We start from the raw sequence: 20229 nt of genomic DNA, 5'->3' as shown, positions 1-20229 counted from the left end.
CATGCCGAACACGGAAGTTAAGCTTCAGCACGCTGATAGTAGTTGGGGGATCGCCCCCTGCGAGGATAGGACGTTGCCACGCGAACGAAAGAACCCTGTGAGGGTTCTTTTTTTATTGTCAAAATTCCGAAAAACAGGGATAATGAAAGGGTGATAAGTGATGTCGTCGACGTCACCAGGTCACTAAATATGCCGCTTTAGCTCAGAAGGTAGAGCGTTTCCATGGTAAGGAAGAGGTCGTTGGTTCAAATCCAATAAGCGGCTTACCGCATCGTTAGGGTCTCTCATCGCAACTTAGTTGCAGTGAGGGACCCTTTTTCTATAGTTAACTGCTCGCGCCATTAAGACTCTGTCAAATCAGGAAAGACAGCGGTATACTCAATCTATATGAAAAATAATTGAGCACGTTTAACGGAGGCGGACGCGTCAATTGATACGCCAGCCGAAATTCAGGAACCAGGGGAGAAATAAAAGATGAGAATAACCACTAAACTCTTAACCGTAGCCGTCTTAACACTAGGACTAGCCAGCCTGTCGGTTCCGGCCAAGGCCGCAACGGGAAGCGCCACCATTGTGTCACAGGGCAAGGTCACCAAATTTGGTCGGGTGACCGGGAACACTAAGGGAAACCTCTATAGTTTCAAAACGGATAGCCAAGGGACGCTAACCATGACCCCGACACATTACCTGAAGAACTATTCGAAGAGTGCCTGGATCGCTAGTCAGACGGCCTGGGTTCAGAAGGCCAACGGAAAACGCTATCGGTATGACTACGTTACCGAGGCGACCAATGTGCCCAATAAACGCCATGCAGGATGGGTACTTCATCAGGATCTGAAAACGCCCAGCAAGGTGAACTTGAACGCCCCTTACATCAGCCAGAATGCCGTTAAGGCCTGTATGGGATGTGAATCCGCTAGTCTGCTGGAGGGTCTCCATTACAAAGGAGTCCAAAAGTCGACGGGATTAGTCGCTTTCATGAAGCATTTGCCACAGAGTAAGACTAATAATCCCAACACTGGTTTTGCCGGGAGTCCCTACAAGGTGACACCTGGCGTTTTCCAATCCATCTTTCCGAAGCCATTAGCCAAATGGGGGAACAAGTACACCACAGTTAAGAACATCAGCGGTGCCAGTGTTGCCACATTACGGAGTCAGATTCGGCAACACAACCCGGTGGTGGTCTACGTTACCTTACACTTTGCCAAGGCACAGTATGATCGTTATTTCTGGGGAACGGGTATCGATAATAGTCACGTGATGTTATTAGATGGCTATAAGTCAGGGTACTATCACGTCTCAGACCCGAACCAGGGCAAATACTGGGTTAGTGCCAAGAAGTTTAAGCGGAGTTACAACTATAAGCATTTTGCCGTGGCAGTTCAGTAGCATCTAAGAGGGGTAAACGATGAGTAAATTGAATGGGTTATTGCGATTAAGTCTCGTAATTCCAGTCATTTTAATTGGCATCGGCGGAACTCACCTGACGGCGCAGGCCGCGACGACTTATAAAATAAAGGCGGCTCGGACCGAAAATTCGCGCATGATTACCAAAGAACAAACGCGCTTGTGGGCCAAACCCTATCAAACTGGCGACAAACCAACGCGAACCGCTGGGAAGGCCTTGACGGGCAAGCTGGTGCAGGTTGACCAAACGGCGACAGCGGGGAAGCGGACTTATTTTCGGATTAGTCGACGAGGTCACAACTATGGCTGGGTAAACGTCAGTAAATTAAAGACGCCCAAGACGGTGGTTTTACCTTATACATACACGAGTCAGCTATACCCACTCTATGCGCCGAATGCCTGTGAGGCGGCCAGTCTGAAGATGGCGTTGTCAGTTAAGGGGATTGCGACCAAGAAGAGTCTCAAAACCATCATTAAGCGGATGCCTAAGGCCAAGACACCAACGAAGGGATTCGTCGGGAGTCCATACACCGACAGTAAGCCTGGTGAGGTTCGGACGATTTATCCGGCACCACTGGCCAAGTACGCTCGGACTTATGATTCGCATGCTGCCAACATCTCTGGGTCCTCAAAATCGGCGTTGATCCGCGAAGTGAAGCGCGGCAATGCTGTTGTCTTCGCTGGTTCTTGGCACATGGGGAATGGGCACAACTACCACGTGTTGACGCTGGTTGGCTATAAGCGTGGCGCCTTCCGGGTAGCCGATCCATACATGCAGAAGCAGTGGCCGGACAAGGTTTTCTGGGTGAAGACACAGACATTTATGTCAGTCTATCACAGTCGCCATTCACGAGCGGTCGTGGTACGGTAGAAGTTGACTATCACGATTCGAAACGAAAGGAAGCACCGTCTGTAGACGAGACTTCCTTTTTTGAATGGCCAATTAAATTTTCCTTGGATTTCGTGTGGGGACCTGCTAGCATAAAGATCGCTGACCGAAAGTGGTCGGCAATGGTCGTTGATTAAGGACTAATTGACTAGGGACAGAAACGAAAATCATGCCAGCTAATCCCACGATTCGCGGATTTTGCGAATAACCTACTCGACCATGGGGAGTCGATCCAAGTGTGGGACTGGTTGTCATGAAAGGAGTTGGGGAGATGCATCTGTTACCAACGCCCGCGTTGTGGCCTGAAGCTGTTCTGACCATTTTGGGCAGTGACGCCAATCAAACGGAACTCATCTGGTTAGGTGGGACCTTGATTGGCGCGATCGGCTTGAGTTGGGCGCTGCGTCGTCGGAAACGTTAGACTGTGACGCATCTAAATAAGAGGAGTTGACGATTATTGTCAACTCCTCTTATTTCAGTTAGCGGCCATCATACCGCGTAATTTCAAATTGATGATTCTCATATTTCGCCATATAAACGTCCCGTACGTTGGCCACACCGTGTTGTTTCAGTTGTTCCAGTAACCAATTCTCGTCATGATTCATGAGTTCCAACACGTCTTGGTCAATCTGACCATCCACGATGATGGGGTAGCGGATCGACCCGTCTCCCTGGCGCAGGATGGTCAGGCTGCCGTTCTGTTCGACGATGGCTCGCTTGACCTCGTCGATCTGATAGACGCCCGCCGTTCGGAGTTTGAAATCGATCTCTTTGGCGGAGAGGTTGGCCTTTAGACAGTTGTGAACCAGCAGTTTGCCATCACGAATCACCGTGATGGGGCCACCATCAATGAACTTGCCGACGGCTTGTACGTGAATCTTGAGGTAACGCGTGACTAGGATCAGCAGAGACCAAATCAGCAGGACAATAATGAATTGAAGCAGGGTGACCGCCGAGTTGTAGATGACCCCACCAACAATTCCCCCAAGGACGTAGTTTTGAACCTGATCGATAGCCGAGGTGGGTGCCAGGTTACCTTTCCCAGAGAAGTTAATCAATAGCGTCATAAAAATGAAACCAACAACTAATTTTATAAAGACATCCGAATAAACAAACATGGGCTACTCCTTTATCAGCGTGATCTTGGGCTGTTCCAACGTGATCTTCTCCAGGACAAAGGCCGAGCCATCACTGTTATAGTTCAACCGATAGTAACCATCTGGGGCCTTCACCAGGAGGTTGTCTCCGGTTGAGGTGGCGTTAATACTCAGTCGAGACGGTTTAACCTTGAGGGTCGTTGCCACCTGTTGAACGGTAGCCGTAATCTGGCCGGTTTGTTGGCTTGCGGATCGAAGCGAGAGCAGACTGTTGATTTGAAAGCCCAACACCAGCAATAATAAGGTCCCAGTGATAATACTCAGATCCTTATATTTCACGTTCCATTGATTTCGCAGGTAGTGGACGAAGAGGCCAATAAAGATGACAAGGAGCGCAATTAATAGGGCAATTCGAGCATACTGCCAAGTATTGTGATGGGTCGTGAGATAACCGTATGTATAAAAAGTCATCGTGTTCCCCCTTTAAAATAATTTCTGCAATATATTTTATCACGAATAGAGGAAAGCGGTGACTGAGAAAATTGATAAAACTCACATCGTTCTCTAATCTGAAACTCATTTTGCGGTATACTGATAAGCAGATTAGAAAGAGGGGACTCCCATGGAAATTACCAATCGTCAATCCGTCATCCAAATTTTTCGGGCGGCCAGTAGTGATATTCTCAGCACCCTGGGTGGTGATACTTTCAGTTTTGCCTTGGGACTGATGCTGTTGCACCGAACACACTCGGCTATTAGTTTTGGCCTGGGGGCCATTATTTATCCGATAATTGGCCTCCTATTGGTCGTTCCTGTGGGAAACCTAGTCGATACCCACCATCATAAAAAGCTGATTCTGACGAGCAAAGGTGTGGGAATTTTAGCCTTAGTTGTGTATGCCTTTCTGGTGCCCTACGTGCGTTTCCCAATGGCGTTGGCCGTGGGATTACTCGTTGTCCAAGCCTGTTGTGACAAAGTGACGAATACGACTTATACAGCCTCAATTCACGAGTTGGTTAACGACAAACACGTGAAGACTTTGGCAACGATTGAGCAGGCTGCGACGGCGGGAATCCAATTGCTCTCACCAGTCTTAGCGGCCGCTCTGTATGCTTGGCTGGGTTTTGAAGGTACCGTTCGGGTGATGATTGGGACGGAGATTCTGGTGTGGTTGATTTCCGCCAGTATGCATTTCTATCCTGTCCCAGTGACAGTCGAGGAGGCGTCAGAGGCGACGGCGAATCAGTGGCAGAAGTTTCGACTTGGCTTGGTCTATATCAAGGACCATCTCGCCTTGCGGGCTTTAGTCGTCATGGGTGTTGTCTTAAATTTCTTATTTAGTGCCGTAGATGTGGGCCTGCCATATGCCGTGGTTCAGGAACGCCATATGGGTAACGCCCGCTTGAGTCTGATTATGAGTAGCTTTGCCGCCGGATTGTTGGTTGGGAATCTTCTGCTAAGTGTCTTGCCATCATTTAAGCGGGTGCTGTTAGTCATCCTGCGGTTGTGTTTGGCTATCGGTGCTGGAATCGGACTTCTTGGCGTTGCCTTCCTCAGCACCTTAAATGGGCAACAACTCCTAATAGGTCTTTTGGCCTGGGGCTTTACCATTGGAACTGTTTTAGCTTTCATCAATACGCCGCTGTCGGTGTACCTTCAGATGACTGTCCCAACCGAACTACTCGGCCGGGTGGGCTCGACCTTTACGACACTGCTTCAACTGGCCGTGCCACTGGGAACACTCGTCTACGGCTTCTGTTTCCAACACCTCACGGCGGGCTGAGTTTACCTGTTTACCGGAATTGGGGTTCTCTTCTACACCAGTTGGCAGTTGGTCGTGGACGGTCGAAATGGCAGTCTTCGCAGTCAAAATTCTCCGGAATCGTAACTTTGCGTGCTAAACTTAAATCGTTAGTTACAAGAAGGGAAGGTTTTGGCGGATGCAAGAATTCGATATCGTTGTCATTGGTGGTGGCCCTGGTGGCCTAGCTGCGGCCTATGGTCTACATGCCAGAGGAATGAATGTTGCGGTGGTGGAAAAGGATCTCTGGGGTGGGACGTGTCCCAACCGGGGATGTGATCCCAAGAAGATTCTCATGGCCGCGGTTGAAACCCAAGCCCACAGTGAAGCCTTACAAGGTCATGGCTTGAGTGGCGTTCCTCAGATTGATTGGCCAGCGCTGATGGCTGCCAAGCGGGCCTACACGGAGAAAGTTCCCAGTGGCACTCATGGCGGTCTTAAATCGGCAGGGATTGCGACTTTCCATGGCACGGCCAGCTTCAATGCGGACGGCACACTAACGGTTGGTGATGACCAACTGAATGCGGCCAACTGGATTGTTGCGACCGGTCAAGAACCCCGGATCCCGGCAATCCAAGGGTCCGAATGGTTGAATACCAGTAATGAATTTCTCGATCTCGATTCTCTACCAGCCGATATGATCTTGATGGGGGCTGGATTCGTTGGGGTGGAATTAGCCGCCATTGCGAATGCTGCGGGTAGTCACGTTCACTTGATTCATCACAGTGATCGCCCATTGCGAGCCTTTGACGCGGACCTCGTTCACGATCTGCTGGACCGTTTGGTCGCGGATGGCATTGATGTGCAACTGGATACCGACATTACTACCGTGGCTCCCGCTGATGATCAGTATTTGGTTACCACTGCCACGGGTGAGAGCTGGACGACAGGGATGGTTCTGGCTACGGCTGGGCGGCGTCCCGTCATTGATGATCTTCACTTGGACCGGATTGACGTGGCCACAACAGCTCATGGGATCACGGTAAATGGTCAACTCCAGACGACCAATCCTCACGTCTTTGCCCTGGGTGATGTCGTGGATCGGCCACAACCGAAGTTGACCCCGGTGGCTGGCTTCGAAGGCCGATATCTAGCAGAAACGCTGACCACCTGCGATTCGCCAGCCATTGTGTACCCGGTCATTCCGTCAGTCGTTTATGGGAAGACCCAGCTGGCTCAGCTAGGGATTAGTCCGGAAACAGCAGTGGACCAATCCGATCGCTATCAGGTTAAGGACTTGGATCTGACGCATTGGTACAGTTACCAGCGGATTCAGGATCCCCACGCCCGGATTAAGGTCGTGGTTGATCGTACGTCCCACAACATTGTGGGGGCAGCTGTCTTGAGCACGGAGGCCGAACAGGTCATTAATTACCTCGACTTTGTGATTAAGAACCAGATGAGTTCGGCTGATATTAGCCAGACCATTATGGCCTACCCAACGTTGGCTTCTGATTTGGGATACTTTAATTAAAAAATATGAGGTTTAAATTCTATTGAAAAAGCAAAAATCATCAGCGATCGAAAGGGATCGCTGATGATTTTCTTTGGTTTTGGGACTTAGGTTTATGTAAGCGATGGTTGTTGGAATTCCGAAATTAATAGGTACAAAGGCAATCATGACCACCGGTAACACACAATTTGTTAGGGATAAGCTTATGAGCTTTGATGGATTTGAAATTCACCCAAGTTATGGTAAATATCGATCTTAGCCGGAGGCGTAATCCCTGGCAGCCGCAGGCGGCCCTTTACCAGTAGTTTCGGTTAAAGTCCGAACCAACCGGTTTGGGTTGCCAAGGCCAGCCGTCTCATGGCCCCCGTGCTACACTCATTGCAACTCAAGAGGCGTGTCTTGCGGTGACCTGAGGAAAGGGTGGGGAAGATCATGGATGCACAACGGCACTTTGTCTATTCGATTATGACCGCGATAGCGGCAGCAATTCTCGTTTTAGCCATTCGATTATGGGGCTATGGCGTTATTATTCACGGCACGAACCTGAAGTTCTATCTGTCGATCGCCTTGGGCCTAGGACTCTTTGCCTTGTCGATCTACGCGACAACGGCGTTGGAAAAGGTGGATACCAGCCTACGCATTGACATGATCTTCCTGTTGACGGGTGTGGTTGTGGGCGGTGCGATTCTGGCTTTGGCTCTCTGAATTTTGGCAATGTAAAAGGCGTACGGATCGAAAGCCCGTACGCCTTTTGTAACGTTTATTAGAGTAAGACGTTGATGATGATGCCCGTGAATGCCAGCTGTAAGAATAAAGCTGAGATACCTTCGAATTCACGATAGAGCCGCTCACGTGCAAAGCCAGTGAGGGTAAAGGCATCAGAAATAATGAAAATTGCCAGAAGAATACTCCATAGTAGCCGGCTGGTTCCGTCGGGTAACCCCATTAAAAGAGCAACCGCAACAAGCAAGAATGCGTAGAAATCAACCATGCCCACCTTGAGAATATCGCTAAGCGTAGGCCGTAAGAGTTTTGACAATGTATCCACTTTCCTTTTCCATAAAAAATATGACAGTGAGCCCGAATTAACTCTCGATTTCCTTCTCAAATTAGTTCAGGATGGTTGTCCATAACTTAAAAGTTACGCACATGTAACAACCTATACTTATATGATAAGCCCAAACTGAAATGCCGTCAAATGGGGACACTCGGCTGTTTGAAAATAGGTAAAAAGATTACCTATTTAGGCTAAAATTCGGTTCTGTGGGTCACAAATCGTCCCACAAGGTAAACAAAATGAGAACCAGTCACTAGAACCGGTTCTCAGTCGTGGTGTCTAAAGTAAAAAGTTTAACAGCAAGCCAGTAAACACGATCTGCAAAATCAATACCGAGAAGATTTCAAAATCATGGTAGAGTTTACCGCGCCAGAGACCCAACACGGTGAACAGAGTGGATAGCGCGAATACCACGAATACGCCACCCCAGATGAGATGATTGGTCTGATCTGATAGGTTCAAAATCAAGGTTACTGCCCCAAATAGGAACACGAAGAAATCAAGCATCCCCATCTTCAAACCCCCACCGAACGTGGGCTGTAAAATTTTCGACATCGCTGTCGCCACCCTTCCCCTGAATCAGCCGTTTGATCGAACGACTATGACTTTAGTATCCCCATTTTCGGGGGGGCGTCAAGGGGATGAACGATTATTAGAAGGATTAGTCGTCATGACTGATGAATGTGAAGTTGTGTCTTTTGTCTCTCTGAGAAGTGGCGTATCATGGAACTTAAATTAGAATTTAGAGAGAGGGATTGGCATGGCTTTTTTGGGAACGTTGTGTTTGATTTTGGTGTTAACCACGTTGGCGGGAAACTTTGCCAACCGCTTAGGGGTCCCGGCTGTGATCGGGGAACTTTTGATCGGGATCATCATTGGCCCTGCACTGCTCAACTGGGTGCAATTGAACAGTCTCGTTAACTTATTTTCCGATATTGGCGTCGTGATCCTAATGTTTCTGGGAGGCCTCGAGAGTAATCTTCAACTCCTGATGAAATACCTGCGTCCGGCAATTATTGTGGCCACCCTGGGTGTGATTCTACCGATTTCGGTGATGGGTCTTGCCTCATGGTGGTGGGGCTTCACTGGCCTCGAGTCACTCTTCATTGGCGTGATTTTTTCGGCGACCTCGGTTTCGATTTCCGTGGCTGTGCTCAAGGAATATCACGCGCTGACTACGCGGGAGGGGGCCACGATTCTGGGAGCCGCCGTCGCCGATGATATCATGGGCGTCGTGTTACTTTCCCTGATGATTAGCCTGTTGGCCAGTCAGGGGATTGAGGCCGCGGGGTCGCAACCGGCCTTGGCTATTGTCTTATTGGAACAGGTCGCCTTTTTCGGCGGCACCTACGTCCTGGTCAAATGGGTAGCCCCATACCTGATGCACCTGAGTGAACGGCTAGTCATGGCTTCTAGTGTGACAATTATGTCGATGGTGATTTGTTTAGGCATGGCTTGGTTAGCGAACCTTGTCGGCTTGAGCGGGGCTATCGGGGCCTTCTTTGCCGGTATCGCCGTGGCCCACACGCCCTATCGGGAAGTGTTGGCCGACCATGTTGAACCGCTGGGGAATGCTATTTTTATTCCGGTATTCTTTGTCAGTGTCGGGTTAAATATGACGCTGGATCACGTGGGCGAAAAGGTTGGGATTATCCTAGGTCTCACGGTGTTGGCTTGTCTCACGAAGCTCATCGGCTGTGGCCTCGGGGCTCGGCTCTGTCACTTCTCCTGGTCCAGTAGCACGGTCATCGGTACCGGGATGATTGCCCGAGGTGAAATGGGGTTGATTACCGCCCAGATTGGGCATCAGGCCGGATTACTCGGGGATGCCAATTACTCCGTGATGATTCTGGTCATTGTCTTGGCCACGGTTGTGGCGCCACTCCTGTTGAAGCAAGCTTTGAAACGGATGCCTCAAGGGGCTCCGGAACAGGCTATTTAAAATTTAAGAAGGCCGCCTGCGGCTGCCAGGGATTCCGCTTGCTGTGGGGACGCTTCAGCCTGGGGCTCGGGCTTCTCGCTCGCTTTGAAGCCCCGCCAGAAACGCGGGTCTTCAAAGTCGCCCGTGCTGTAAACTGGCAAAACCAGCCAGTTAACACCACCGCCACGGCCGGCTCCATCCCTGGCCTCCTCCGGCTACGTGAGTTTTTCTTGCTTATGTAGGAAAGTGTGAGACTTTAGCTGTCAGTTATGGCCGTACTCGTGGAATTTGAGCATGATAACTTGAATTGTTTGACGACTGTTTTCAAATTTTAATTAGCAGGAGTGTCTGAGACAGAAGCCTCAGGCACTTTTTGCGGTCCGAACATCTGTAGTCGAAACGTGCGACAGAAGGCAGTCAACTCCGCTTACCCCCGATAGACAAATAATCCAAGACCAGGATTATCCGTCTATCGACGTTAATGCTCATTGACTAACCGCCTTTTGTCGCACTCTCCGCTTGTGAATAAAAGAGTTCTTGCTTTTTAGGGGTCGCCCGTGTAAATTGAAAGAGTACATGAGCAGAACGGTTTAGGGGAGGAACAGCACTTGAAAACATCGCGCTTTATGATTGGACTGGCTGTCGTTGCATTCGGCATGGGGATGACCGACTACGCGACGGCTCAGGCGAACACGTGGCATCAAGGAACACCGAAAGTTTTACGGCGGACCTGGTTTCACAATGGCAACGGGGATAACAAGGCGTATATCACTTATACCAAGCATCGGAGTTCGGGGAATATGTTTGGGTATGACAATGCGTCGCACAAGTACTACCGGTTACCGGGCTATGGTCTAAAGAACCTGAAATATCAGGCACTTGGCCATCATATTTATCGGTTAACAGGTATTCAATATTCACCTAAGGGCAGTACGGTAGCCTTTGCGGGACAACGCATGACCTATAAAATTCGTGTTACCGCTAAGCACCTGCATTTCTCGAAGGGATACCATGACTACGGTCGGCACGCGTCATTTAGAACGACGAAGGCGCCTAAGGGCCTGTATTAACAGAAAAAAGGGAGGTTGACCAATAAAGGTCAATCTCCTTTTAAATTGCACTAGTAACCGATTCGACCATAGACAATCCAGTCGACCCAGTCGTAAGGAACAATGCCCAAAAATCCCAACCAGATCAAGAGGCCAATGATGAAGATGACCCCGTAGATTGAGAATAGGATGCGTTGCAAGCGACTTAGCCCCTGCCACCCCACACGGTGGCAGGGAATCCCATAAGCAATGACCCCGATCAGGCCAACAATGCCCCAAACGAGGATACCGAAGAGAACCAAAACGTCTGGATGATCCACATCATTTTGGGCCATTAAAATGTACCCATTGATCACGACCGCCAGTGGTCCACCGACGGTTATACAAGCTGTGATAATCGCGATCCACGGTCGCCATTTTGAAAAAGAATGCATGAGATGTCATCTCCCCTAAATGTAGTTTGCACTTTTGGTTTTCAGAGGTCAATGTCAAAGAGTGTGTCAGAAGGCGAGTTAAGCGGAACCACCTGCCATCTGGCATACTCTTCGTCAATATAAATTTGGTGTCAAAAAAAGAGAAATACGACAACCGCCGCATTCCTCAAAGTTCAAGTTAATTCTGAAATTCATGTTCAATCGTCAAATCCGCCTGTGGAATCTTCCCCGAGGCAATTAACGGCGAGACCGCACCGATGCTAAGCAGGGTCAGGTGATGCATGGCCCGAGTCGCAATCGTGTAGAGGGTCCCGGCCATTTGGTCATCCGGGTAGTTCTCGGCGGAAACGTTGTAGGCGATCACGCTATCGAACTCGAGTCCCTTGGCCAGGTAGATGGGCAGGACGACCAGTCCTTTAGGGAGCGAGAGGTCGTTGTCCGTCAGCAGGCTCAGGTCGAAGTCGCGGTGGAGCTCCTGATAGACGTGGCGGGCTTCACCGGCACTCTTGGTTAGAATAGCTACGGTGCCATTCGTTGCCAATTCAGTCGTGACTTCGTGAGCCAAGGCCTTGAAAGCTGCCTCTTCATCGTAACGAATGACGACGCGAGGCAGATCACCGGGTCGATTGAAGGCCTCGATCTGATCGCCATCGGGCAGAAGCGCCTTGGCAAACGTGGTGATGGGATACGTCGACCGATAGGACCGACGGAGCGTAATCAAACGTGACCGTTTGACATTCAAGGCAGCATCCAGTTTCTTTAAGATGCTCTCGGGTGACTCAACGGCCTTGAAGAGCGCCTGTTCACTGTCACCCAGCAGGGTTAATTTAGCCCGCGGGAAGGCGTGTTGCAGGTAAATGAGTTGCGCCATTGAATAGTCCTGCATCTCATCGACAAACAGGTGCTGCATCCGGTGGTTCGCACCGCCGCCGATCAGGAGATCACGGAGATAGAGGAGTGGGGCGGCATCCGTCAACGCCAGCCGGTGAAATTCGATATCGTGTTGGTAGGTGGCAATGACGTTCTGCCACTCTTCAGCCGTCACATTTTCCGGTAACGGACAGTGGCTGAGAAAGTCGGTGTACTGGCTGTATACATCGAGAAAGTAGCCGTTGTAGATGGCATCGTCGACCTGACGCAAGCGCCGGCGCACGATTTCTCTGGCGATGAAGTCAATCTCATCGTCCAACTGTTCAAATTGGCCGAGGTGCTTGGCCCCCAACAGGTTGTGGTAGTCCTCGTCACTGAGTTGGTCGATCTCGTCACGGACCCAATCGGACTGAGCTTCCGTGGCAATTCGGTGTTTCAGTCGTTTTTCCAGGGCATTCTTGGTGCGGAGGAACCGGTCGGCGGGCGCAGCGGCATTCGGCAGGCTGTCGTAGATGTCACGGATTTCTTCCTTACTGAAGAAGACCCGACCGTCGAAACGAATATCGGTGAAACGCAGGGTTGCTGGCGAACTCTTCAAACAGTAATCATGGATCGCAGTCATCATGGCCGCGCTCTCTTGAAATGCCCGCAGGTGGCGGTTAATCGGCTGCGTCTGGTCATCCTCGTAACGGTCAAATTGCGTTTGGACTGTCAGTCCTTGGAACCGTTGCGTGAGAAACTCGGCCAGGGTAACCTGACGCATGTTGCGTTCTCCCAAGCTAGGGAGAACGTCACTGATATAGTGACTGAACAGTCGGTTGGGAGAGAAGAGCACGATCTGATCGGCCTCGAGGTCCCGCCGACTGTGATAGAGCAGAAAGGCAATCCGTTGTAAGATGGCAGAGGTTTTACCGGAACCGGCGACCCCTTGGACCACCAAGAGATCACTGGTAGTATCGCGGATAATGTCATTTTGTTCACGTTGAATGGTGGCCACGATGTTCTGCATGGTGGCATCGTTTTGTTCACCTAGGGCATGTTGGAGCATCTCGTCCCCAACGGTTTCGTTGGTGTCAAACATGTTCTCAATGTGCCCATCTTGAATCAGAAATTGCCGTTTCTTTAGCAGATCAGTGTGCTGTTCACCGGCCGGGGTGTCATAGGCCACCTGACCGAGAACGCCGTTATAGTAGATACTAGAAATTGGGGCCCGCCAGTCGTAAACCAGGAAGTTCTGGTCGTCATCGACGAATGAGGCTGTCCCGATGTACAAAGATTCCGGTGTGGGTTCATCCGGATCCTGGATGTCAATGCGGCCAAAGTAAGGCGACCGCTGGAGTTCTTTAAAGGTATCTAATTGGTCTTGAATGATGTTCTGATTTTCAGTTAGCCGGGAGACCAAGGCCCGTTGTTGCTGCAGTTCGGCACTGGTTTCGATTCGGTCATCGACTTCAAACCAGTTAACCGACGTGTTTTCGCTGTAATTCTTCAGCACGTTGCGGAGCTCTTGGTGAGCTGCCGTATAGTCGGCTTCGGTCTTCTCGATGCGGGCGCCAATCCGGCCTGCAACGTGATCGACTCGCCGCTGTTCTTGTGATTCCTCACTGGTGGTCAAATTGACCGCCTCCTTTGACTAGGCTAAATTGCTTTACAAGTTTAGTCATTTTAAGCGGGAATGTCAATTAAAGCGAGTGCGCAAAGGCTAGGGATGACGGGCCTTGACGCCAACGGCTAATATCAAAATCTTTGTGAGGGGCAACGGTTTACTTTCCCATGGAAAACCACTAAAATAAAGGAATAGAAATCGCGATAGGAGTAGCCTCATCGCAGAGAGAAACCGCTAGTGCTGAAACGGTTTTACGGGCGAATTGGATCGGGATTTAGTCATTTAACCGATAATTAATTATCGCGGGGTCCCCGTTAACGACGAAAGTGGTGGTCAATACTGACCACAAGTTAGGTGGTACCGCGCAGTAAGCGTCCTATTGGAGTCCGACTCCAATGGGGCGCTTTTTCAGAAAGGGAGAACATTAATGGATAAAAAGCACGTTATTTTAACTGGTGACCGACCAACTGGTAAATTACATATTGGACATTACGTGGGGTCATTACGCAACCGAGTTGCCCTACAGAATACGGGCGATTACGAGACTTACATCATGATTGCTGATATGCAGGCATTGACGGACAATGCGCGTGACCCAGAGAAGATTCGCCACAGCCTCCTACAAGTGGCTTTGGACTATTTAGCTGTCGGCATTGACCCAGCCAAGTCCACCATCTTGGTGCAATCACAGATCCCGGCCTTAAACGAACTGACCATGGCTTACCTGAATCTGGTCACGGTGTCTCGTTTGAACCGGAACCCAACCGTTAAGAATGAAATCAAACAGAAGGCCTTTGGTGAAAGTGTTCCCGCCGGATTCTTCATCTACCCAGTGAGCCAAGCCGCCGACATCACCGCCTTCAAGGCCGACACCGTGCCCGTTGGTGAAGACCAAGAACCCATGTTGGAACAAACCCGTGAAATTGTGCGGAGCTTCAACAATGTTTACGGTGAAGATATTCTGGTTGAACCAGAAGGCTACTTCCCACCTAAGGGTCAGGGGCGGATCCCTGGCTTAGACGGCAATGCCAAGATGAGCAAGTCCTTGGATAACGCCATCTACTTAGGTGACAGCGCCGATGACATTCAGAAAAAAGTGATGTCGATGTACACCGATCCCGAACACATTCACATCGAGGATCCGGGTCATATCGAAGGCAACACGGTCTTCACCTACCTGGACATCTTCGCTCAGGACAAGGAACACGTTGCAGACCTGAAGGCTCAGTACCAACACGGTGGCCTCGGTGACGTGAAGATCAAGCGCTACTTGAATGACGTTCTTCAAGCCGAATTGAAGCCAATCCGTGAACGGCGGGAACAATTCGCTGCTAACGAAGATGCCGTCTACGACATCTTGAAGCAGGGGAGCGAACGCGCTAACCAAGTGGCTGCACAGACGTTACGCGAAGTCCGTCATGCCATTGGGATTGATTACTTCGGTTAGACTGAAACGGAGGAACGACCATGCAAAATTTAGCCATTGTTGATTTGGGATCGAATTCAGTGCGCATGGCAGTCAATGAACTTCATGAAGATGGCACCTATCGCGAAGTGAATCGTGTCAAGGTTGATAGCCGGCTTTCAGAAGGCATGGGTCCCGAAAAGATTTTACAGCCCAACGCTATGGATCGGACGATCAGAGCGCTGCGGTCATTTCGGCCCTACTACGAACAATTACCCAATCTAATCGTGCGGGGTATTGCTACGGCTGCCGTGCGCCAAGCCCGTAACCGTAAGGACTTTCTCGATCGGGTAGCCGAGGCAACGGACATTCAACTCGAGGTTCTCTCTGGCGATCAGGAAGCCTATTATGACTACTTAGGGGCGGTTAACCGGCTCAAGGTCAAGGATTGTTTGCTTTTAGATACCGGGGGTGCGAGCTGCGAATTGGTTCACGTGAAGGACGGCCGCGATGCCAACCTGATCAGTGTGCCCTTTGGCGCGGTCAATCTGTCCGAACAATTCCGGCTCGATGACCGGGTGACGGCGGTGGATCTCTTCTCCGCTCAGGTTTTCCTGCGGGAACGTCTGCGAGATATTTGGTGGCTAAACGATGCCAAACATCTACCACTTGTTTTACTGGGTGGGGCTAACCGAACGTTAGCGCGTATGAATCGGCAACAACAGAAGATTCTCCACGTGGAGAATATCCACGGTTATCGCCTCACCACCGATCAGGTCTTAAAAACCTTCGAACGGTTATTACGAGGCGGCTTGGTCGATCGGAAACGGATCTCTGGATTGGAACCAGACCGGGCAGATATCATCATCGGGGGGATGCTTCCCCTGGTGACACTCTTACAGATGTTAGACTCCGATCGCGTCGTGTTCTCTGAAAGCGGCGTGCGTGAAGGGATTATTTCTGAGTATCTTAGTCAACGATAGGAGGTCAGTGGATGACACAACTGCCATTTTATCGGTTACCTTATGGGGCCCGGCGTGATCAGCTGGCCCAACTGGCGCATCTTACGGTGAGTCAGCTGGCAACGATTGCGGCGCGCCGTCAGAACGGTGACGATCAATTGATTGAGAATTATCTGACGACCTATGGGTTGCCAGAAGGGGTCGCGGTCAATCTTAGGGTCGACGGCCATGAGGTCGTTGTGCCCATGGTAACGGAAGAACCCTCGGTGATTGCCGCCGCCAGTAATGGGGGTCGACTCCTGGCTAGTCGCGAGGGCATTGTGACCACGGTCGACCGGCGCGAGGTGATGGGGCAAATTGTCTTCAATCACGTCGCCGACAGCACCGGTCTGGAGGCCTGGCTGAAGGCCAAGAGCCAGACTATTTTGGATGTCGCAAATGACGTCCACCCGTCACTGGTGACGAAACACGGTGGCGGAGCCCGGAGTATCCGGGTCCGACGGTTGCCACCCCACTGGGTGTCCCTGGACGTCTTTATCGATGTCGGGGAAGCCATGGGGGCTAACTTAGTTAACACCCTCTGTGAGGCGGTCGCTGACTATATTAAGGCCCACTTGAAAGTGGACGTGTTAATGAGTATCCTGAGTAACTACGCCACACACAGTCTTGTTACGGCGAGAGTGGCCGTGCCGGTGACCCAGTTGGCCACCAAAACGGTTGATGGCGCGACGGTTGCCGAGAAAATTTGTGAGGCCAGTGACTACGCGCAGGTCGATCCTTACCGAGCCGTGACCCATAACAAGGGCATCATGAATGGGATTGATGCCGTGGTGATTGCCACGGGAAACGATTGGCGCGCCGTCGAGAGTGGCGTCCACGCCTTTGCGGGTCAGAGTGGCCAGTACCGCGGCTTGAGTCGCTGGTGGCTGGGTGAACAGGGCACCGAACTTCATGGGGAGCTGACGGTTCCCCTGGCGTTGGGTGTCGTTGGTGGCGCAACACGGGTCTTTCCGCTGGTCGCCATTAACCAGCAGTTGGCCGGTCAACCCACGGCGACCGAACTCATGGGTATCGTGGCGGCGGTAGGCTTGGCCCAGAATGTCGCGGCGCTCCGGGCACTGGTGACCGAAGGGATTCAACGCGGTCACATGCACCTGCAGGTAAAGTCACTCGCCCTGTCTGTTGGTGCCACGAACACCGAGCTACCCGCAGTGGTGGCTCGGTTGCAGGCCATTAAGCAGCCAACAATGGCCCAGGCCCAAGCGGCCCTAACCGCTGTTCGACAAGAAAATCTAAGAAAATAGGTGACAACTAAACATTATGAAAGCAGAAGATGTGAAATTAAATGAGGCCGTTCAAAGCCTCTTAGACCAAGTCAACGCCCTGTACCCAGGGAAGGTTGAGGTTCAATTCATCGGTAGCCTGCAGTCTGGTTACGTGCGTCACGACCAGGCCCAACAGATGCAAATGGGTAAGGACATTGCCATTCAAGTGGCGGATCTGACGGCACCAAACTACACGGCGTCCCACGAATTGGTACATTTGCTAATGATCCTGTCCGGCTTCCCCCAGGTCTTTTTCTCACTGACGACGGGGCAACCCAAGTTGGATGAACAACTGATGATCATGGGTACTGAACTCTACGACATTGTGAGCCACGTGGTCGTGGTCAAGGAGCAACAGAAGCACGGGTTAATTACCCCTGAAATCAAGGACCTTTACCTGAAAGGGGTCCAGGCCACGATCAAGCCAGAACCAACGCCACTCGACGATGAGATGACGCTCCGGGCTTTGACGCTGTTAGATGCCCTGGTCTTCTTCGGTCCAGATGACGAAGCCGTCATGGCCCAGTTTACCAAGGATTATCCAATTAGTCTGAAGGCCGCCAAGAGCCTGTATGCCGTGATTATGGCCAAGCCAGTCGACTCGCCATTTACCTTCCGGCGCAACGTGGTTAAGTTGTTCAAGGCCTTCGATGAACAGCTCGAAGCCTGGCATTTACCAGCCTTACACAATACCGAATTCACCACGCTGACCAGTGTGCTGTCCAAACGGCAACTGAGCCTGTCCGTCAAGCAAATCTTCGAACTCTATCATTCGGATATGCACGAGAAGACCACGCAACGGCGGGGCTACGTCGGCTTTAACCGGTCTGACGAACAGAATGCCTTTGTGTTGCCTTCACCGGCACCTAAGGAAGATACGCCAGATTACTTCACGCGAATTTACAGCATGACAGTGGAAGATCTCTTCAAGGAATTGAAGATGCCTTATATTTTACGTTAGTCGTTTAAGAAAGGATGATGGGGATGGAAGCACGCTTACAAGCAGCCTTTGATCATGCTCAGCACATTGTGTTCTTAACCGGGGCAGGCGTTTCGACGCCGTCGGGTATCCCGGATTATCGATCCAAGAATGGGTTGTATACCGGGCATCGCAATGCGGAATATTATCTGAGTCACACCTGTTTGGTTCAGGAACCGGAAGTTTTCTATGATTACGTCAAGCAGAACCTGTACTATCCAGATGCGCAACCCAATGTCATTCATACCAAGCAAGCCGCGCTGACCCAGCAGGATCGCGCGACGGTTATCACCCAAAACATCGATAATCTTTACCGGGTGGCGGATACCAAGGACCTGGTAGAGTTCCACGGGAACCTGTACAATGTCTATTGCCAAATCTGTGGGGAACATGTGGATTGGCATGACTACCTGAAGTCGCCCTATCATGAGGCGGATGGCGGCTGGTTACGGCCGGACGTGGTGCTCTACGATGAGGGCCTCAACCAGTTGAACGTTCAGCTGGCGGTGGGCGCCATGGAACAAGCGGATCTGGTGGTCATTGTCGGGACCTCCATGCGGGTTTACCCGTTTGCCGGGCTACTGGATTACCGTAACAACCAGGCCGATGTGGTCGTGGTCAATCAGGAACAATTAAACCTTGGCTTTGACTATGATATGGTTCAAGCCGATGCAACTGAGTTTTTCAGTGAGCTCAAGGTCTAGAGGGTGAAATTATGAGCCATCAAGCAGTCATCATCCAACTGAGGCGACTCGTGAGGCGTCTCCGCTGGCTAAACTTTTTACAGTTGATTCCGGATACCTTACTGATTTACAGCATCATTCAGCTGGCCTTCGGTGGGCAGCTGGTGACCCTGCTCACGGTAACCTTTGCGCGCCGCCAAGCCGCACTGGTGGCTGTGTTATTTGCCCTGATCGATCTCAGTGTGACCGGGATTCGATATAACGATCGCCTAGCTGGTAAACGGCTAATTAGTCAATTGAGTGGGCGATTGACGACCCCGGAAGCCGAGCTCATCAAGCAGTTTGAACGTTTTAAGTAAGAGGTGACAAAATGATTTCGATTGGGTTAACCACGTGGAAAGAGCATCCCGCCCTGATTGGTGGGGAAGACCGTCCCGTCACGCTCAGTGAATATGCCGGGAACTTTCCCATAGTCGAATTGGATACGCCGTTCTACGGGATTCCCCGCGAATCGACCGTAGCCAACTGGCAGGCGGCGGTTCCAGAGGGGTTTCAGTACATCTTGAAGGCCAATCAGATCATGACGCAACACGACCAGCGGGCCACACCTGCCACCACGGCCGAACGGGTTACCGCGTTTGATGACTTCAAGCGTGCGGTGGCGCCCCTGGTGGCCCATCAACAACTCCAAACGGTGCTCTTTCAATTTCCGCCGTACTTCAATCGGACGACGGCCAACATTCAGTACCTCCGTGACGTGCGGGTACAAATGGAACAGTTGCCGGTTGCGGTGGAGTTCCGTAGTCCTAGCTGGTTCGAGACGCCAGGGATGACCAAGGATGTCACTGACTACTTACAGTCGTTACACCTGACCAACGTCATCACCGACGAACCACATAACTTAAACAACGGGATTCCGTTGGTGACCACGGTGACCACTTCCGAGTTGGCGGTGATTCGCCTTCACGGTCGCAACAAAGAGGGCTGGTTCAATCAGGGTGCTAACTGGCGCAAGACCCGAACCCTCTATCGGTACAGTGAGGCTGAACTCCAAGAAGTGGCTGCACTGGTGAAACAGGTGGCGACGCAGGCCCAGAATGTCTGTGTCATCTTCAATAACAATTCCGGCAAAGATGCGGCCCCCAATGCCCAGCGTTTGCAGGAGATCTTAGGCCTGCACTGGGACAATTTGGCCCCACAGCAGCTGGACCTCTTCTAGGTGTCTGGGAATCATCACTAAAAGTGAGCGGCTTCAGTTAAATTTAGACCTTAAAACCCCGGTAAGCGCTAT

At 51.1% G+C, this 20229-nt stretch carries 21 protein-coding genes and 1 tRNA gene; 16 read left to right on the top strand and 6 right to left on the bottom strand.

What is annotated here, in order from left to right:
- The first annotated feature begins 191 nt into the window (after window positions 1-191).
- From OCU14_RS04815 to OCU14_RS04800, 4 genes are all read left to right on the top strand, one after another.
- Window positions 192-264, top strand: a tRNA-Thr gene (locus OCU14_RS04815).
- A gap of 210 nt (window positions 265-474) precedes the next feature.
- Complete coding sequence (locus OCU14_RS04810) at window positions 475-1389, top strand: C39 family peptidase (RefSeq protein WP_261810034.1); 915 nt, start codon at window positions 475-477, stop codon at window positions 1387-1389.
- Between the two features lie 19 nt (window positions 1390-1408).
- Complete coding sequence (locus OCU14_RS04805) at window positions 1409-2278, top strand: C39 family peptidase (protein WP_261810033.1); 870 nt, start codon at window positions 1409-1411, stop codon at window positions 2276-2278.
- Window positions 2279-2567: 289 nt separating this feature from the next.
- The gene (locus OCU14_RS04800) at window positions 2568-2717 is read left to right on the top strand and encodes an LPXTG cell wall anchor domain-containing protein (protein ID WP_261810032.1); all 150 of its coding nucleotides are present in this window, start codon (window positions 2568-2570) and stop codon (window positions 2715-2717) included.
- A 58-nt stretch (window positions 2718-2775) separates the two neighbouring features.
- Here the strand turns inward: OCU14_RS04800 and OCU14_RS04795 are convergent, their stop codons facing one another.
- On the bottom strand, window positions 2776-3414 hold the full coding sequence (locus tag OCU14_RS04795) for a DUF421 domain-containing protein (protein ID WP_057879065.1): 639 nt from the start codon (window positions 3412-3414) through the stop codon (window positions 2776-2778).
- Between the two features lie 3 nt (window positions 3415-3417).
- Window positions 3418-3864 (bottom strand): DUF3290 domain-containing protein, encoded by a 447-nt coding sequence (locus tag OCU14_RS04790; protein WP_261810031.1) that lies wholly within the window; start codon window positions 3862-3864, stop codon window positions 3418-3420.
- A 151-nt stretch (window positions 3865-4015) separates the two neighbouring features.
- Between OCU14_RS04790 and OCU14_RS04785 the strand changes: the two genes are divergently transcribed.
- From OCU14_RS04785 to OCU14_RS04775, 3 genes are all read left to right on the top strand, one after another.
- On the top strand, window positions 4016-5176 hold the full coding sequence (locus OCU14_RS04785) for an MFS transporter (RefSeq protein ID WP_261810030.1): 1161 nt from the start codon (window positions 4016-4018) through the stop codon (window positions 5174-5176).
- Between the two features lie 157 nt (window positions 5177-5333).
- Complete coding sequence (locus OCU14_RS04780; RefSeq protein WP_261810029.1) at window positions 5334-6668, top strand: dihydrolipoyl dehydrogenase family protein; 1335 nt, start codon at window positions 5334-5336, stop codon at window positions 6666-6668.
- A 411-nt stretch (window positions 6669-7079) separates the two neighbouring features.
- Complete coding sequence (locus tag OCU14_RS04775) at window positions 7080-7352, top strand: hypothetical protein (RefSeq protein ID WP_261810028.1); 273 nt, start codon at window positions 7080-7082, stop codon at window positions 7350-7352.
- 58 nt (window positions 7353-7410) lie between these two features.
- Here the strand turns inward: OCU14_RS04775 and OCU14_RS04770 are convergent, their stop codons facing one another.
- Window positions 7411-7686: a hypothetical protein gene (locus tag OCU14_RS04770; RefSeq protein WP_261810027.1), complete on the bottom strand. Its 276-nt coding sequence runs from the start codon at window positions 7684-7686 to the stop codon at window positions 7411-7413.
- A 297-nt stretch (window positions 7687-7983) separates the two neighbouring features.
- Window positions 7984-8259: a hypothetical protein gene (locus tag OCU14_RS04765; protein WP_261810026.1), complete on the bottom strand. Its 276-nt coding sequence runs from the start codon at window positions 8257-8259 to the stop codon at window positions 7984-7986.
- 205 nt (window positions 8260-8464) lie between these two features.
- Between OCU14_RS04765 and OCU14_RS04760 the strand changes: the two genes are divergently transcribed.
- Together OCU14_RS04760 and OCU14_RS04755 are read left to right on the top strand one after the other, a co-directional pair.
- The gene (locus tag OCU14_RS04760) at window positions 8465-9646 is read left to right on the top strand and encodes a cation:proton antiporter (protein ID WP_261810025.1); all 1182 of its coding nucleotides are present in this window, start codon (window positions 8465-8467) and stop codon (window positions 9644-9646) included.
- Window positions 9647-10233: 587 nt separating this feature from the next.
- Complete coding sequence (locus OCU14_RS04755) at window positions 10234-10695, top strand: hypothetical protein (RefSeq protein WP_261810024.1); 462 nt, start codon at window positions 10234-10236, stop codon at window positions 10693-10695.
- A 50-nt stretch (window positions 10696-10745) separates the two neighbouring features.
- Here OCU14_RS04755 and OCU14_RS04750 read toward each other — a convergent pair whose 3' ends face one another.
- Together OCU14_RS04750 and helD are read right to left on the bottom strand one after the other, a co-directional pair.
- On the bottom strand, window positions 10746-11108 hold the full coding sequence (locus OCU14_RS04750; protein ID WP_261810023.1) for a hypothetical protein: 363 nt from the start codon (window positions 11106-11108) through the stop codon (window positions 10746-10748).
- A 178-nt stretch (window positions 11109-11286) separates the two neighbouring features.
- On the bottom strand, window positions 11287-13593 hold the full coding sequence (gene helD / locus OCU14_RS04745; RefSeq protein WP_261810022.1) for an RNA polymerase recycling motor HelD: 2307 nt from the start codon (window positions 13591-13593) through the stop codon (window positions 11287-11289).
- Window positions 13594-14011: 418 nt separating this feature from the next.
- On the opposite strand from helD, the gene trpS reads away from it, so the two are divergent.
- The 7 genes from trpS to OCU14_RS04710 are packed head-to-tail and all read left to right on the top strand — an operon-like array spanning window position 14012 to window position 20157.
- Window positions 14012-15031 carry a tryptophan--tRNA ligase gene (gene trpS / locus OCU14_RS04740; protein WP_057878887.1) on the top strand — a complete coding sequence of 340 codons (1020 nt, stop codon included), beginning with the start codon at window positions 14012-14014 and terminating at the stop codon, window positions 15029-15031.
- 20 nt (window positions 15032-15051) lie between these two features.
- Complete coding sequence (locus tag OCU14_RS04735) at window positions 15052-15972, top strand: Ppx/GppA family phosphatase (RefSeq protein WP_057878886.1); 921 nt, start codon at window positions 15052-15054, stop codon at window positions 15970-15972.
- An 11-nt stretch (window positions 15973-15983) separates the two neighbouring features.
- Window positions 15984-17255 carry a hydroxymethylglutaryl-CoA reductase, degradative gene (locus OCU14_RS04730; protein WP_261810021.1) on the top strand — a complete coding sequence of 424 codons (1272 nt, stop codon included), beginning with the start codon at window positions 15984-15986 and terminating at the stop codon, window positions 17253-17255.
- A 16-nt stretch (window positions 17256-17271) separates the two neighbouring features.
- A complete protein-coding gene (locus tag OCU14_RS04725) occupies window positions 17272-18237 on the top strand; it encodes an IpaB/EvcA family protein (RefSeq protein WP_261810020.1) in 966 nt (321 codons plus the stop codon).
- A gap of 23 nt (window positions 18238-18260) precedes the next feature.
- Window positions 18261-18959, top strand: coding sequence for an NAD-dependent protein deacylase (locus OCU14_RS04720; protein ID WP_261810019.1), 699 nt, complete (start codon window positions 18261-18263; stop codon window positions 18957-18959).
- 11 nt (window positions 18960-18970) lie between these two features.
- Entirely contained in the window at window positions 18971-19297 is a 327-nt protein-coding gene (locus tag OCU14_RS04715; RefSeq protein ID WP_057878882.1) for a hypothetical protein, read from the top strand.
- Between the two features lie 11 nt (window positions 19298-19308).
- Entirely contained in the window at window positions 19309-20157 is an 849-nt protein-coding gene (locus OCU14_RS04710; protein ID WP_261810018.1) for a DUF72 domain-containing protein, read from the top strand.
- The last annotated feature ends 72 nt before the right edge of the window (window positions 20158-20229 follow it).

Source organism: Levilactobacillus humaensis, assembly GCF_024345185.1.
Taxonomy (GTDB): Bacteria; Bacillota; Bacilli; order Lactobacillales; family Lactobacillaceae; genus Levilactobacillus; species Levilactobacillus humaensis.
Note: the sequence above shows the minus strand (reverse complement) of the source record. Positions and strands in the feature narration are given on the sequence as shown.

Excerpts from the sequence above, each read along its gene's own strand:
- OCU14_RS04775 (WP_261810028.1), top strand. The coding sequence starts at position 7,080 with ATGGATGCACAACGGCACTTTGTCTATTCGATTATGACCGCGATAGCG.
- OCU14_RS04750 (WP_261810023.1), bottom strand. The coding sequence starts at position 11,108 with ATGCATTCTTTTTCAAAATGGCGACCGTGGATCGCGATTATCACAGCT.
- OCU14_RS04780 (WP_261810029.1), top strand. The coding sequence starts at position 5,334 with ATGCAAGAATTCGATATCGTTGTCATTGGTGGTGGCCCTGGTGGCCTA.
- OCU14_RS04805 (WP_261810033.1), top strand. The coding sequence starts at position 1,409 with ATGAGTAAATTGAATGGGTTATTGCGATTAAGTCTCGTAATTCCAGTC.
- OCU14_RS04735 (WP_057878886.1), top strand. The coding sequence starts at position 15,052 with ATGCAAAATTTAGCCATTGTTGATTTGGGATCGAATTCAGTGCGCATG.
- trpS (WP_057878887.1), top strand. The coding sequence starts at position 14,012 with ATGGATAAAAAGCACGTTATTTTAACTGGTGACCGACCAACTGGTAAA.
- OCU14_RS04785 (WP_261810030.1), top strand. The coding sequence starts at position 4,016 with ATGGAAATTACCAATCGTCAATCCGTCATCCAAATTTTTCGGGCGGCC.
- OCU14_RS04765 (WP_261810026.1), bottom strand. The coding sequence starts at position 8,259 with ATGTCGAAAATTTTACAGCCCACGTTCGGTGGGGGTTTGAAGATGGGG.
- OCU14_RS04760 (WP_261810025.1), top strand. The coding sequence starts at position 8,465 with ATGGCTTTTTTGGGAACGTTGTGTTTGATTTTGGTGTTAACCACGTTG.
- OCU14_RS04725 (WP_261810020.1), top strand. The coding sequence starts at position 17,272 with ATGAAAGCAGAAGATGTGAAATTAAATGAGGCCGTTCAAAGCCTCTTA.
- OCU14_RS04720 (WP_261810019.1), top strand. The coding sequence starts at position 18,261 with ATGGAAGCACGCTTACAAGCAGCCTTTGATCATGCTCAGCACATTGTG.
- OCU14_RS04715 (WP_057878882.1), top strand. The coding sequence starts at position 18,971 with ATGAGCCATCAAGCAGTCATCATCCAACTGAGGCGACTCGTGAGGCGT.
- OCU14_RS04710 (WP_261810018.1), top strand. The coding sequence starts at position 19,309 with ATGATTTCGATTGGGTTAACCACGTGGAAAGAGCATCCCGCCCTGATT.
- OCU14_RS04790 (WP_261810031.1), bottom strand. The coding sequence starts at position 3,864 with ATGACTTTTTATACATACGGTTATCTCACGACCCATCACAATACTTGG.
- OCU14_RS04730 (WP_261810021.1), top strand. The coding sequence starts at position 15,984 with ATGACACAACTGCCATTTTATCGGTTACCTTATGGGGCCCGGCGTGAT.
- OCU14_RS04795 (WP_057879065.1), bottom strand. The coding sequence starts at position 3,414 with ATGTTTGTTTATTCGGATGTCTTTATAAAATTAGTTGTTGGTTTCATT.
- OCU14_RS04810 (WP_261810034.1), top strand. The coding sequence starts at position 475 with ATGAGAATAACCACTAAACTCTTAACCGTAGCCGTCTTAACACTAGGA.
- OCU14_RS04800 (WP_261810032.1), top strand. The coding sequence starts at position 2,568 with ATGCATCTGTTACCAACGCCCGCGTTGTGGCCTGAAGCTGTTCTGACC.